The sequence below is a fragment of the Aquimarina sp. 433 genome (assembly GCF_054054605.1).
Genome location: NZ_JBSWZK010000003.1, coordinates 145675 through 159789 on the forward strand (window position 1 = coordinate 145675; position 14115 = coordinate 159789).

Genomic DNA, 14115 nt, shown 5'->3' on the forward strand with positions numbered 1-14115 from the left:
AATTAGAAAGTAGCTCTAAAACTAAGACCGTATCTTCTAGAACTAGGACCAGTAATAAAATCAATACCTTGTCCGTTACCAACTCCTGTACTTAGAGTGTTAGTGTCAAAATTAACGTCATCAGGGAAATTAAATGCTTTGTACCATAAATTAGATCCAAGTAACGTAATTGATAATGATCCAAATGGAGTTTTGTTTAAGAACTCTTTTTTGAAATCATAGCTAAGACTAACTTCATTTAATCTTAAAGTAGTACCATCATATATTTGCGATTCGTTTGGTCCAAAACCGAAGTTACCAAAGAATACGTTTGTAGCAGTGATTGGAATGTTATTTGGTGTTCCATCTTGGAAAACACCTGGTAATATGTAAGCTCCTCTTCTGTCTAATGGGTCATCAGCATCAACAACTCCACGTCCTACAAGAGTAGAAGCTGTTTGAGAGAAAATATCTCCACCATGTCTATATTGGAAATCAAAAGAGAATTTAAATCCTTTGTAAGAAAAAGTATTCTTTAAAGTACCTGTCCAATCTGGATTTGGATCTCCGATAATTTCAATGTCTGTAGTAGCTAAGTATAAACCATCACTACCTACGATTGGATTACCGTCTGCATCTCTCTGTATTGCAGTTCCTTGAAGGATACCAAAAGCTTCTCCAGCAATAGCATAGTTTGCAGGTCTTCCTCCAATAGAAGCAGTAAGAGCAATCTGATCAGTAGGTAACTCTGTTACTACGTTTTCATCAGCATAGAAGTTACCATTGATTAACCACTTAAAGTTATCAGTTTTCCATGGAGTAATATCGAAATCTACCTCAATCCCTTCGTTTTCAGATTTACCTAAGTTTACTACCTTATTAGTAAATCCAGAAGCAGGATCTAATGCTTGATTAGTAATTAAATCTTTTGTGTTTCTTTTGAATAAACTAACGTTTAATCCAACTCTGTTGTTGAAGAAACGAGTTTCAACACCGATTTCAAATTCTTGGAATCTTTCAGGCTTAAGATCTGCGTTTCCTAAAACGTTAGAAACAGCATTACTAGAAATTACATTTCCTTGTGCATCAACAAATGCTCTAGAGTTAAGTCCTAAAGTATTTCTAGTACTAAATGCTCCAGGTGCTCCTGCAGATTCTCCATATGCTACTCTTGTTTTTAAGTAGTTAAACATATCTCCTTGTAAACCAGGTATAGCATCCGTAGCAATTAACGAGATACTCGCTCCAGGATATAAGATTGAGTTGTTGTCTTGTTCTAATGTAGAGAACCAGTCATTTCTAACAACTCCATTAAAGAATAAGTAATTCTTATAATCTAGACTAACATCTGCATATACACCGATCGTGTTATCTTCAAATTCTAAGTCTAAACGTCCACCGTCAAAGTCAGCTGTTGACTGGTTTACGAAGTTGAAGTGTCTTAAAACTCCAAAAGCTAACTGCTGAGTACTTAAAGTACCTTCTTGTAGGTATGTGTTTCTTCTGGTATTTAAACCAGCTATGAAAGTTAAACCAAGGTTTTCGTTAAGTTGCTCATAACCATTTAAGATTAAACTGTTATCAAATATAGTATTTCTTACTTGAATAGTTCTGTAGAAACCTGTTACGTCACCATCAACACCACCTTTGTTTTGACCGTTAGTGTTAAATTCTGTAAACGTATTTAAACCAGCTCTATATGTTAAAGAGTAGTTATCGTTGAAATTGTAAGTAAGACTTGCATTTCCGAAAATGTTATCTGTTTCCTGTGTAACTTTTGCATTTGCAACAGTCCATAATGGATTCTGAATATCGTTTCCAGATCTATAATAAACACTTCGTCCATCTTGTGCTTGGAAAGGTAATCCAAATAAATCAACACTTCTTGGAGTATAAAGGATATCACCAAAAACAGAACTACCACCACCAACAGTTCCACTACCAGCAGATGCTGAAATTGGAGGAGTCTTTAATCTAGAATTAGTATAGTTTGCAGTACCTTGGAAAGTAATTTTGTTACTTAATTTTGCTTTACCACCAAAACCAATGTTGTTTCTTGTTAATTGGTTTCCTGGTGTAAAACTGTCTTGATCAAAATAACTGTAGTTAGCACTGAAAGATGCATTTTCATTACCACCAGTCATACCTATAGATGTGTTAGATATAAAACCAGTTTTAAAGAATCTATCAACACTATCATAAGGTCTGTAAGCATATTCTGAAGCAGCGATATCTTCAAAACCAATCACTAAACTTTGGTCAGCGATTTGAGATAAAGGATTGGCTACAAAAGTATTTCCAGGAGCACCGCTTCTATATAAAGGGTTAGCACTTATATCTCTATTAAAACTTGGACCCCAGTTACTAAAGAAGAACCCAAAGTTTTGGTGGAAACCACCTCCGTATTCGTCCTGATATTTTGGTAATACAGCTTCTTCTGCAAAAAGAGATTGAGAAAAAGTAACTTCAAATTTTTTGTTTGAAGCTTTTGCAGCTCCTGTTTTTGTAGTAATAAGAATTACCCCATTTCTACCTTCTTGTCCGTATAATACAGATGCACTAAGACCTTTAAGTACGTTTACGCTTTCGATGTTATTTGGATCAATATCCAAGAATCTACTTGATTCCGTAACGTTGTTAAAGAAAGCATTCTGTTGGTTTGTATTATTAGCGAAAGGAACACCATCTACAATAAATAGTGGCTGGTTACTTCCTGAAACAGTAGATAAACCACGAATAATGATATTTGTTCCAGAACCTGCAGTACCGTTTGTAGATGTGATATTCAAACCAGCTGCTTCACCCGATAGGATTCTACCAAGGTCTGCACTAGACTGTTCTTGAATATCATCAGATGCAACGGTAGAGATAGCATAACCTAAAGATTTTCTTTCTCTCTTAATACCTTGTGCAGTTACAACAACTTCTTCAAGTGTCGCTGCATCTTCTTCAAGTTGTACATTGATGGTGTTGCTGTCCCCAACCACAACTTCTTTTGTTGTAAATCCTAAGTAACTGAAAGAAAGTACAGCTCCTCTGTTCACTTCGATAGTAAAGTTACCATCAAAATCGGATTGAGTACCCTTACTGGTACCTTTTACAACGATGTTTACCCCTGGAAGCGGTAACCCACTATTGTCGGTCACATTACCTGAGATCGTTTTTTCTTGTGCAAACGTTAGTTGCACTACAAACGCCAGCAATAGCGTTAGAATTCCTCTAAACTTTGTTCTCATTTTATAATTTATTTGAATTAGCCAATGCCAAAAATCATAATAATATCTTAATTAAACAACTTTTATTTAGTTAAAAATTAAATTATTGTTCAGGTCAAGTTAATATAATGTGAAATCCCACTATAACGTTGTAGTTCTGTGATTAGGCATATTTTTGGTCTGTTTTTTGGTCGTCAATTTGATGGATTAAACTATTGTTTTAGGATTCATTTTTCAGTCTAAATCTTTTGTTTTGAGTTTGTTATAGTCTGGGTGCGTTCTTTTGGTTTTAGTGGGTAGGGTGGTTTTAAGAGTTTTAATTGATTTCTTGTTGAAATGTTAATTTTTTGGATTTTCTTAAATATGGAAATTGTAGTTAAAATTGACTTGTAATATTAGATTTTTAGTGTTTTTTCTATCAGAAGATGACTTTTTGAGCTATTTGGTGTTTAGAACGTAGCATTCAAGCTAAGGTGTACCTTAGTGTTTGAAAACTCAAAGTTAGCGTCGCTATTTTTTCCGTTAGCGAAGATTATTCTGAATAAACCAGTTTTTGTATTTAGGCCTAATCCAAATCCAAAGCTGGTTAGATTATCGGATATGTTGTTGGTTTCGTCTTCGAAGTAGGAGTAGTCAGTAATTGTGTGTATGTATATGTTATTTGATAAGATATATCGATACTCAGTTGAAAAAACATTGAATAATGAGGCATTGATGCTGTTTTCTTCAAAACCTCTAACAGAATTAATTCCACCAAATCTATAAAGCTCATTAAAAAAAAGATCTTCGGAAAAAATTGCAGCCGAACTATTTTTAATAAAAATGTTATTTCTAGTGTTTAACTTGAATATGTGTTCTATGTTGATAGTTCCTTTTATTTGATTAGTCTTCAATGCATCAGTATTTCGTGTCCCGTATTCTATTTCAAAGAGGTAATTGTTTTTTATTGGAAATAATATGTTGTTTTGTCTTTTTGTATGGTTGAAGCTTATTCCGAAAAAATTAGCAGAATAGTTTTCTATGTTTAAACTTGGTAGTGGTTCGTCTAGAAGATTGTCTGAAGAAATTGATTTGTATCCTAAGGCAATATTATTTTTGTCATTTATTAAATAGTTAAGCTTTAGTTTTTGTTCGGTAATCAAAAAACTAGAGTCTTTTTTGAAAATGTCGAGACCTGCTTCAATACCAATAGGGGATTTGAAAACATAAGGTAGGAATAAATTGGCTTGGAATCTTTGTTGTTCATTTCCGTCACTCTTATATATTAGATTTAATCTTTCTCCAAAATTAAGATTGTTTATCAAATTCAAATTTAGATATCCATTTAATTCAAGGTTGTTGGATTCAGAGTCGTTCGAAAACCCAAGAAATCCATCAAAGCTATTGGCTGATTTTTTTTCTAGATATAAATATACTTTGGTGGAATCTTTTTCAAATAATATTTCAGGAGGTTTTATGTTCTTGCTAAAACCTAGATTGTCGATTGCTTGTGATTTTTTTAAAACATCACTTTTGTTAAAAACGCTTCCCTTTCTTATTTTGCTATTATACTTTAAAAATGAATTTGGAAATTTGGTATAACCTTTTATGATTATATCATCGATTTTTCTTTCAACTCCTCTTTTGCTTATAAGTTTAGCAAAGACCTTTTGCTCTTTTTTTATGATTTCGGTTAAGGAAAGGTTGGTAAATGTGTTTCCTTGGTTTACTAGGTAATTGGTTAGGTGTTGTAAGGTGTTTTCTGTTTTTTCAATGGGGATAATAAATTCTGAAGTGGAGGGGTTTTTAGAGATCTCTTCTATTATTTTTAAGGGTAATGTTTCATTGTCATATTTTATAATAAGCTCGGTGTATTTTTGGTTAAGTATAAAGCTACTTAGAAATGTGGTGTCTGAGGTTTTTGTGATGCCTCGCCATTCTGCGTCAAGGTAACCTGTTTTTAATAATTTTTTGTGTAGGTTGCTCGTTTCTGTTCTTAAATCAATATAATTGTCGAATGTTTTCTTGTAAGAAATGCTATCAATCTTTGCTGTTTCGATAGAATCTTTTCCTTTTACTTGAAGGGTAATCGACGAATTTTGTCCATTACAAAAAGAATGTATACATATATTAAGGACGAAGATGTAAAAATATAAGGTTCTCAAACTGCAATTTAATACTGCTAAAATAACGGAAAATACAGGTATTTCTTACGGTTTAATCCTATCATTTTAAATGTATTTGAAAATTAATGCATTAGGATTTGAATTGCTGAAAAATATTTCTACCTTTGCAGCCCTCTATAAAGAGGTAATTTAAAATTATTTTAATAATAGTGTAAAGCAAATTATGCCAACAATTTCACAATTAGTAAGAAAAGGTAGAGCCAAAATAACTAAGAAGAGTAAATCGGCTGCTTTGGATTCGTGCCCGCAACGTCGCGGTGTTTGTACGCGTGTTTATACTACTACACCAAAAAAACCAAATTCAGCAATGAGAAAAGTTGCTCGTGTTAGGTTGACTAATGGTAAGGAAGTGAACGCATACATCGGAGGTGAGGGTCACAATCTACAGGAGCACTCGATAGTATTAGTTAGAGGTGGAAGGGTAAAAGATTTACCAGGAGTTAGATATCACATTGTTCGTGGAGCTTTAGACACCGCGGGTGTTGAAGGTAGAACGCAACGTAGATCTAAATATGGTGCAAAACGCCCTAAAAAGTAATTAAAAAACTTTAAGAAGAAGACATGAGAAAAAGAAAGGCTAAAAAAAGACCTATTTTACCTGATCCACGTTTTAATGATCAATTAGTGACTCGTTTTGTTAATATGATGATGTGGGATGGTAAGAAATCGGTTGCTTTCAAAATTTTCTATGATGCGATTGATATCGTAGAAGAGAAAAAACAAAACGAAGAAAAAACAGCTTTGGAAATGTGGAAAGATGCGTTATCAAACGTAATGCCACATGTAGAAGTAAGAAGTCGTCGTGTTGGAGGAGCTACTTTCCAAATTCCTAATCCAATCAGACCGGACAGAAAGATATCAACTGCGATGAAATGGTTGATTCAGTTTGCTCGTAAGAGAAATGAAAAGTCTATGGCACAGAAACTTGCTGCAGAGATTATTGCTGCAGAAAAAGAAGAGGGTGCTGCGGTTAAGAAAAGAGTAGATACCCATAAGATGGCTGAAGCAAATAAAGCATTCTCACACTTTAGATTTTAATCACGAACAGAAATGGCTAGAGATTTAAAATATACAAGAAATATTGGTATTGCTGCACATATTGATGCAGGAAAAACTACAACTACAGAGCGTATCTTATATTACACAGGTGTAAGTCATAAGATCGGTGAGGTGCACGATGGTGCTGCTACTATGGACTGGATGGAGCAAGAGCAAGAAAGAGGTATTACAATTACTTCTGCTGCTACCACTTGTGAGTGGAAGTTTCCGACAGAAAATGGTCAGGCTGTTGCAGATACAAAAGGATATCATTTTAATATTATCGATACTCCGGGACACGTTGATTTTACGGTAGAGGTTAACCGTTCTTTACGTGTTCTTGATGGGTTGGTGTTTTTATTTAGTGCGGTTGATGGTGTTGAACCTCAATCAGAAACTAACTGGAGACTTGCAGATAACTATAAAGTACCGCGTATCGGATTTGTAAATAAAATGGATCGTCAAGGGTCTAATTTTATGGCAGTGTGTCAACAAGTAAAAGATATGTTAGGTTCTAATGCAGTTCCTATTGTAATGAATATTGGTGATGAAGCTGATTTCAAAGGAATTGTGGATTTAGTTAAGAACCGAGCTATTGTGTGGCATGATGAAACACAAGGATCTACTTTTGATGTAATTGATATTCCAGAAGAATTAAAAGAAGAAGCGGCAGAGTTAAGAGGAAAACTTATAGAAGAAGTTGCTGCTTACGATGAGGAGCTTCTTGAGAAGTTCATGGAAGATGAAGACTCAATTACAGAGGAAGAAGTTCACGCTGCTTTAAGGGCTGCGGTAATGGATATGTCTATCATACCGATGATTTGTGGTTCTGCTTTCAAGAATAAAGGAGTTCAATTTTTATTAGATGCAGTATGTCGTTACTTACCTTCTCCAACTGATAAGGAAGGTATTGTAGGTGTTAATCCAAATACTGATCAAGAAGAAATACGTAAGCCAGATGTTAAGGAGCCGTTTGCTGCATTAGCATTTAAGATTGCTACAGATCCTTTCGTAGGTCGCTTAGCATTCTTCCGTGCATATTCAGGACGTTTAGATGCTGGTTCTTATATCTTGAACAATCGTTCAGGTAAAAAAGAGCGTATTTCTCGTATCTATCAAATGCATTCTAATAAGCAAAATGCTATAGAATATATTGAAGCTGGAGATATTGGAGCTGCAGTAGGTTTTAAAGATATCAAAACGGGCGATACGATGTCGGATGAGAAAAATCCTATCGTTTTAGAATCTATGGATTTCCCTGATCCTGTAATTGGTATTGCTGTTGAGCCAAAAACTAAAGCTGATGTTGATAAGTTAGGTTTGGCGTTAGCTAAGTTGGCAGAAGAAGATCCAACATTTACAGTAAGAACAGATGAGGCTTCAGGACAGACAATTATTTCTGGAATGGGAGAGCTTCATTTAGATATTATCGTTGACCGTTTGAAAAGAGAATTCAAAGTAGAGGTTAATCAAGGTCAGCCACAAGTAGAGTACAAAGAGGCTATTACCGCTAGAGCCGAACACAGAGAGGTTTATAAGAAGCAGTCTGGTGGGCGTGGTAAGTTTGCGGATATTGTATTTACATTAGAGCCAGCAGAAGAAGGAAAAGTAGGGTTAGAGTTTATTTCCGAGATTAAAGGAGGTAACGTTCCTAAGGAATTTGTTCCTTCTGTAGAGAAAGGATTTAAAATGGCAATGCAAAATGGGCCGCTTGCGGGTTATGAAGTAGATGCTATGAAAGTTACTCTTACAGACGGTTCTTATCACGATGTGGATTCTGATCAATTATCATTCGAATTGGCTGCTAAGCTTGGTTTTAAAGCAGCGGCAAAAGCAGCTAAAGCTGTGGTGATGGAACCTATCATGAAACTAGAGGTTATTACACCAGAGGAAAACATGGGTGATATCGTAGGTGATTTGAATAGACGTAGAGGTCAGGTAAGTGATATGGGTGATAGAGCGGGCGCTAAAACGGTTAAAGCTACAGTACCACTTTCTGAAATGTTTGGATATGTAACAACATTAAGAACTTTATCATCTGGTAGAGCGACATCTACAATGGAATTTTCTCACTATGCTGAGACTCCTTCGAATATATCGGAAGAAGTGATTGCAGCAGCAAAAGGAGTTAACGCTTAATTTTACAGAAATGAGTCAAAAAATTAGAATAAAATTAAAATCTTACGATCATAATTTAGTAGATAAGTCTGCTGAAAAGATTGTTAAGACTGTTAAGAGTACTGGAGCTGTGGTGACTGGACCAATTCCATTACCAACACATAAAAAGATCTTTACTGTTTTAAGATCTCCACACGTAAATAAGAAGTCAAGAGAGCAATTTCAATTAAGTTCTTATAAAAGACTTTTAGATATCTATAGTTCTTCTTCAAAAACGATCGATGCGTTAATGAAGTTAGAATTACCTAGTGGAGTCGAAGTGGAAATCAAAGTTTGATAAAACTTCCAGTAAGAAAGTCTTACATGAAATGTCCCAAGCTGCGTGCGAGGGAAAAACGGCAAAAATACATTCAGGGTTGAAGTATTTTGACCCTGTTTTTTTGCGAAAATTTAAATAAGTATACTAATTAATAATTAATAAATATGTCTGGGTTAATAGGAAAAAAGATCGGTATGACCAGCATCTTCGACGAGAATGGGAAAAACATTCCATGTACTGTGATCGAAGCTGGGCCATGCGTGGTTACCCAAGTCAGAACTGAAGAAGTGGATGGTTATGAGGCTATTCAATTAGGTTTCGATGACAAAGCAGACAAAAATGCTACGAAAGCGGCTTTAGGTCACTTTAAAAAAGCAGGAACTGTTGCTAAGCGCGAAGTTGTAGAATTCCAAGGTTTTGATGAGGAGTACAAATTAGGTGATACAATCACTGTAGAGCACTTCGTAGAAGGAGAGTTCGTGGATGTAACAGGAACTTCTAAAGGAAAAGGTTTCCAAGGAGTTGTAAAGAGACACGGTTTTGGTGGTGTTGGACAAGCGACACATGGTCAGCATAACCGTTTAAGAGCTCCTGGTTCAATCGGAGCTGCATCGTATCCTGCAAGAGTTTTTAAAGGAATGCGTATGGCAGGAAGAATGGGTGGAGATAAAGTAAAGGTTCAAAACTTGAAAGTGTTAAAAGTAGTAGCTGAAAAGAATCTACTAGTTGTGAAAGGTTGTGTGCCTGGACATAAAAACGCTTACGTAACTATTCAGAAGTAATGAAGGTAGCAGTAATTGATATTAACGGAAAAGAAACAGGTAGAAAGGTAGATCTTTCTGATGCTGTTTTTGGTATAGAGCCTAATGATCACGCTGTTTATTTAGATGTTAAGCAGTACTTGGCGAATCAACGTCAAGGAACGCATAAAGCTAAAGAACGTGCTGAGATCGCAGGTAGTACAAGAAAAATTAAGAAACAAAAAGGAACCGGTACAGCGAGAGCAGGTAGTATTAAGTCTCCAGTTTTCAAAGGTGGAGGTAGAATATTCGGACCTAGACCACGTAATTATTCTTTTAAATTAAATAAGAATTTAAAAAGATTAGCACGTAAATCTGCGCTAAGTATAAAGGCGAATGACAAGGCAATTACAGTGGTAGAGGACTTCACTTTTGATACAATTAAAACAAAGAATTTTACTGCAGTTTTAAAGTCGTTAGGGCTGGAGGATAAAAAATCTTTATTTGTGTTGGGAGAGTCAAATAAAAATGTATATTTGTCGTCACGTAATTTAAAAAGCTCTGAAGTTATAACTTACTCAGAATTAAGTACTTATAAAATACTTAACGCTAAGAATGTTGTTCTTTTAGAGGGTTCTTTGAAAGGAATTGAAACGAATTTAAGTAAATAGAAGCCATGAGTATCTTAATAAAACCTATTATTACGGAAAAGGCTACTGCAGATAGTGAGGTTTATAATCGCTATGGATTTGTGGTAGATAGAAATGCGAATAAGGTAGAGATCAAAAAAGCAGTAGAAGCTGCTTATGGGGTATCTGTTACTAAAGTTCGAACTATTAATGTCCGTCCAGATCGTAAAACTCGTTATACAAAAACGGGAATGATCACTGGTAAAACAAAAGCTATTAAAAAAGCTATTGTACAGGTGGCGGAAGGTGATGTAATTGATTTATATAGTAATCTTTAAGACTAAAAAATGTCAGTAAGAAAATTGAAACCAATTACCCCAGGTCAGCGTTTTAGAGTAGTTAATGGGTTTGATGCCATTACTACTGATAAGCCGGAGAAAAGTTTATTAGCTCCGAAAAAAAGATCAGGCGGTAGAAACAATCAAGGAAAAATGACCATGCGCTACAAAGGTGGAGGTCATAAGAAAAGGTATCGTATTATCGATTTTAAAAGAGACAAGCAAGGAATTCCTGCTACTGTTGCTACTATCGAATATGATCCAAACAGAACTGCTTTTATAGCGCTTTTAAACTACCAAGATGGTGAGAAGCGTTATATTATCGCTCAGAATGGGCTGCAAGTGGGTCAGAACGTAGTTTCTGGTAATAATGTTGCTCCAGAAATTGGAAACGCAATGCCGCTTAGCGATATCCCTCTAGGTACTATTATTTCTTGTATAGAATTAAGACCAGGTCAAGGTGCTGTAATGGCACGTAGTGCTGGTTCTTTTGCTCAGCTTATGGCGAGAGATGGTAAGTTTGCTACAGTAAAATTACCTTCTGGCGAAGTGAGAATGGTGTTAGTAAATTGTATGGCTACTGTCGGGGCAATTTCTAACAGTGATCATCAATTAGTTGTTGGTGGTAAAGCGGGTAGAGGAAGATGGTTAGGTCGTCGTCCTAGAACTAGACCAGTAGCAATGAACCCTGTAGATCATCCAATGGGTGGTGGTGAAGGACGCTCTTCTGGAGGTCACCCACGTTCTAGAAAAGGTCTTCCTGCTAAAGGATTTAGAACCCGTTCTAAGACAAAAGCGAGTAATAAGTATATTGTAGAACGTAGAAAGAAATAATAAGATATGGCACGTTCATTAAAAAAAGGACCTTACATTCACTACAAGTTAGAGAAGAAAGTTGCAGCGAATGTTGAGGCTAATAAGAAAACTGTTATCAAGACTTGGTCAAGAGCTTCTATGATTTCTCCTGATTTTGTTGGTCAGACGATCGCAGTTCACAATGGTCGCCAGTTTGTTCCTGTGTACATTACAGAAAATATGGTAGGTCATAAATTAGGAGAGTTTTCGCCAACACGTTCTTTCAGAGGGCACGCTGGTGCTAAAAATAAAGGTAAAAAATAATTTAAGCTATGGGAGTTCGTAAAAGAGAAATGGCAGAAAGAATTAAGGAAGAGAAAAAGCAGATTGCTTTTGCTAAACTTAATAACTGTCCTACGTCACCTCGCAAAATGCGTTTAGTAGCAGATTTAGTTCGTGGTGAAAAGGTAGAAAGAGCGCTTCATATTCTTAGATTTAGTCAAAAAGAAGCTGCACGTCGTTTAGAAAAGTTATTGCTTTCTGCAATAGCAAACTGGCAAGCAAAAAATGAAGACGCAAGCATTGAAGATGCTGATCTTTTCGTAAAAGAGATTCGTGTAGATGGTGGAAGTATGTTAAAAAGATTACGTCCAGCACCGCAGGGTCGTGCACACAGAATAAGAAAACGCTCTAATCACGTTACAATCGTGGTTGCGGCAAAAAATAATACACAAAGCTAATATAAATAGTATGGGACAGAAGACAAATCCAATCGGAAATCGCCTTGGTATCATTAGAGGATGGGAATCCAACTGGTATGGCGGTAATGACTACGGTGATAAATTAGCCGAAGACGATAAGATTAGAAAGTACGTACACGCACGTTTATCTAAAGCTAGTGTATCTAGAGTAATTATTGAGCGTACGCTTAAACTTGTAACCGTTACTATCACTACTGCTAGACCTGGTATTATTATCGGAAAAGGTGGTCAAGAGGTAGACAAGTTAAAAGAAGAGCTTAAAAAGATTACAGATAAGGAAGTTCAGATTAATATTTTTGAAATCAAGAGACCAGAACTTGATGCGTTTTTAGTAGGATCTAGTGTTGCTAGACAGATAGAGAGTCGTATCTCTTATCGTAGAGCAATAAAGATGGCTATTGCGGCTGCAATGAGAATGAATGCTGAAGGTATCAAAATTCAAATTTCAGGAAGATTAAATGGTGCTGAAATGGCACGTTCAGAGTCTTATAAAGACGGAAGAATTCCTTTATCAACATTTAGAGCTGACATAGATTATGCTTTGGTAGAAGCACACACTACTTATGGTAGATTGGGTGTAAAAGTATGGATTATGAAAGGCGAAGTATATGGTAAGAGAGAGCTTTCTCCTTTAGTAGGTCTTTCTAAGAAACAAGGAAAAGGAGGCGACAGAGGAGCCGGACGAGGTGGAAATAATAAATCACGTCGTAGAAAGTAATTTTTTAAAGTAAATTAACAATGTTACAGCCTAAAAGAACAAAATTCCGTAAGCAGCAAAAAGGACGTATGAAAGGTCTTTCTCAAAGAGGTCATACGCTTTCAAATGGAACTTTCGGAATCAAAGCATTAGATTCAAGTTTTGTAACCGCTAGACAAATAGAAGCAGCTCGTATTTCTGCTACTCGTTATATGAAAAGAGAAGGTTCTCTGTGGATTAAAATTTTCCCAGACAAGCCTATTACAAAGAAACCTCTTGAAGTACGTATGGGTAAAGGAAAAGGTGCTGTAGAATATTGGGCAGCAGTTGTAAAACCAGGAAGAATCTTGTTTGAGATAAGTGGTGTTCCTCATGATGTGGCTAAAGAAGCATTACGCTTAGCTGCTCAGAAATTACCAGTTAAAACTAAGTTTATCGTAGCTAGAGATTATCAAGCTTAATAATTGAAGATTATGAAACAATCACAAGTAAAAGAATCGTCGACAGCTGAATTACAAGAGGAACTTGGAAAATATCGAAAAGAATATTCAGATTTAAAAATGGCTCATGCTATGTCTCCATTAGAAAATCCTTTACAAATCCGTAAAGTTAGAAGATCTATTGCGAGAATGGAAACAGAGCTTACTAAAAGAGAATTAAACGGTTAATTCTGCTGAAAGATGGAAAAAAGAAACTTAAGAAAAGAACGTATAGGTGTAGTTACTAGTAACAAAATGCAGAAGTCAATTGTGGTTTCTGAGGTTAAAAAAGTGAAACACCCGATGTACGGAAAGTTCGTGTTAAAGACAAAGAAATATGTTGCGCACGACGAGAAAAATGACTGCAATATTGGTGATACCGTAAAGATCATGGAAACAAGACCTATGAGTAGAACCAAATGCTGGAGATTAGTAGAAGTAATTGAAAGAGCTAAGTAATTATGGTACAACAAGAGTCTAGATTAAAAGTAGCAGACAACACAGGTGGTAAAGAAGTTTTAGTTATCCGTGTTTTAGGTGGTACAAAAAGAAGATACGCCTCTGTAGGAGACAAGATCGTTGTCAGTGTTAAAGAAGCAACTCCAAATGGAAATATCAAAAAAGGAGCGGTTTCAACTGCAGTTGTAGTTCGTACCAAAAAAGAAGTGCGCAGACCAGATGGTTCTTATATTCGTTTCGATGATAATGCATGTGTTCTTTTGAACCCTGCTGGAGAAATGAGAGGAACACGTGTGTTTGGTCCTGTAGCGAGAGAACTTCGTGACAAGCAGTTTATGAAGATTGTATCACTAGCGCCAGAAGTGCTTTAATAGTATTGCAGA

Annotated in this window: 17 protein-coding genes; 15 read left to right on the top strand and 2 right to left on the bottom strand. The window is 35.8% G+C overall.

The window, feature by feature from the left end:
- Positions 1 to 2 precede the first annotated feature (2 nt).
- Positions 3 to 3215, bottom strand: a complete 3213-nt coding sequence (locus ACWNT5_RS07430) for a SusC/RagA family TonB-linked outer membrane protein (protein ID WP_456517014.1) — start codon at positions 3213 to 3215, stop codon at positions 3 to 5.
- 428 nt (positions 3216 to 3643) lie between these two features.
- On the bottom strand, positions 3644 to 5338 hold the full coding sequence (locus tag ACWNT5_RS07435; RefSeq protein WP_456517015.1) for a BamA/TamA family outer membrane protein: 1695 nt from the start codon (positions 5336 to 5338) through the stop codon (positions 3644 to 3646).
- 184 nt (positions 5339 to 5522) lie between these two features.
- On the opposite strand from ACWNT5_RS07435, the gene rpsL reads away from it, so the two are divergent.
- The 15 genes from rpsL to rplN all read left to right on the top strand — a co-directional run bounded on the left by rpsL (position 5523) and on the right by rplN (position 14103).
- Positions 5523 to 5897, top strand: a complete 375-nt coding sequence (gene rpsL / locus ACWNT5_RS07440) for a 30S ribosomal protein S12 (RefSeq protein WP_024770883.1) — start codon at positions 5523 to 5525, stop codon at positions 5895 to 5897.
- A gap of 23 nt (positions 5898 to 5920) precedes the next feature.
- Positions 5921 to 6397, top strand: coding sequence for a 30S ribosomal protein S7 (gene rpsG, locus ACWNT5_RS07445; RefSeq protein WP_219009333.1), 477 nt, complete (start codon positions 5921 to 5923; stop codon positions 6395 to 6397).
- A gap of 12 nt (positions 6398 to 6409) precedes the next feature.
- Complete coding sequence (fusA, locus tag ACWNT5_RS07450) at positions 6410 to 8536, top strand: elongation factor G (protein ID WP_299608401.1); 2127 nt, start codon at positions 6410 to 6412, stop codon at positions 8534 to 8536.
- A gap of 10 nt (positions 8537 to 8546) precedes the next feature.
- On the top strand, positions 8547 to 8852 hold the full coding sequence (gene rpsJ, locus ACWNT5_RS07455) for a 30S ribosomal protein S10 (RefSeq protein ID WP_010181931.1): 306 nt from the start codon (positions 8547 to 8549) through the stop codon (positions 8850 to 8852).
- Between the two features lie 146 nt (positions 8853 to 8998).
- On the top strand, positions 8999 to 9616 hold the full coding sequence (rplC, locus tag ACWNT5_RS07460) for a 50S ribosomal protein L3 (RefSeq protein ID WP_299608399.1): 618 nt from the start codon (positions 8999 to 9001) through the stop codon (positions 9614 to 9616).
- Positions 9616 to 10245 (top strand): 50S ribosomal protein L4, encoded by a 630-nt coding sequence (gene rplD / locus ACWNT5_RS07465; RefSeq protein ID WP_299900883.1) that lies wholly within the window; start codon positions 9616 to 9618, stop codon positions 10243 to 10245. Before rplC ends, rplD begins: the two co-directional genes overlap by 1 nt.
- Before the next feature lie 5 nt (positions 10246 to 10250).
- Complete coding sequence (gene rplW, locus ACWNT5_RS07470; RefSeq protein ID WP_299900880.1) at positions 10251 to 10541, top strand: 50S ribosomal protein L23; 291 nt, start codon at positions 10251 to 10253, stop codon at positions 10539 to 10541.
- Positions 10542 to 10550: 9 nt separating this feature from the next.
- Positions 10551 to 11375: a 50S ribosomal protein L2 gene (gene rplB, locus ACWNT5_RS07475; RefSeq protein ID WP_299608393.1), complete on the top strand. Its 825-nt coding sequence runs from the start codon at positions 10551 to 10553 to the stop codon at positions 11373 to 11375.
- 6 nt (positions 11376 to 11381) lie between these two features.
- Entirely contained in the window at positions 11382 to 11660 is a 279-nt protein-coding gene (gene rpsS / locus ACWNT5_RS07480) for a 30S ribosomal protein S19 (RefSeq protein WP_027392549.1), read from the top strand.
- An 8-nt stretch (positions 11661 to 11668) separates the two neighbouring features.
- Positions 11669 to 12076 carry a 50S ribosomal protein L22 gene (rplV, locus tag ACWNT5_RS07485; RefSeq protein WP_299608390.1) on the top strand — a complete coding sequence of 136 codons (408 nt, stop codon included), beginning with the start codon at positions 11669 to 11671 and terminating at the stop codon, positions 12074 to 12076.
- A 10-nt stretch (positions 12077 to 12086) separates the two neighbouring features.
- Positions 12087 to 12815 carry a 30S ribosomal protein S3 gene (gene rpsC, locus ACWNT5_RS07490; RefSeq protein WP_027392547.1) on the top strand — a complete coding sequence of 243 codons (729 nt, stop codon included), beginning with the start codon at positions 12087 to 12089 and terminating at the stop codon, positions 12813 to 12815.
- Between the two features lie 20 nt (positions 12816 to 12835).
- The gene (gene rplP, locus ACWNT5_RS07495) at positions 12836 to 13255 is read left to right on the top strand and encodes a 50S ribosomal protein L16 (RefSeq protein WP_299608388.1); all 420 of its coding nucleotides are present in this window, start codon (positions 12836 to 12838) and stop codon (positions 13253 to 13255) included.
- Positions 13256 to 13267: 12 nt separating this feature from the next.
- On the top strand, positions 13268 to 13462 hold the full coding sequence (gene rpmC, locus ACWNT5_RS07500) for a 50S ribosomal protein L29 (protein WP_299608386.1): 195 nt from the start codon (positions 13268 to 13270) through the stop codon (positions 13460 to 13462).
- Positions 13463 to 13474: 12 nt separating this feature from the next.
- Complete coding sequence (gene rpsQ, locus ACWNT5_RS07505) at positions 13475 to 13732, top strand: 30S ribosomal protein S17 (protein WP_025741866.1); 258 nt, start codon at positions 13475 to 13477, stop codon at positions 13730 to 13732.
- 2 nt (positions 13733 to 13734) lie between these two features.
- Entirely contained in the window at positions 13735 to 14103 is a 369-nt protein-coding gene (rplN, locus tag ACWNT5_RS07510) for a 50S ribosomal protein L14 (protein ID WP_027392543.1), read from the top strand.
- Positions 14104 to 14115: the final 12 nt, after the last annotated feature.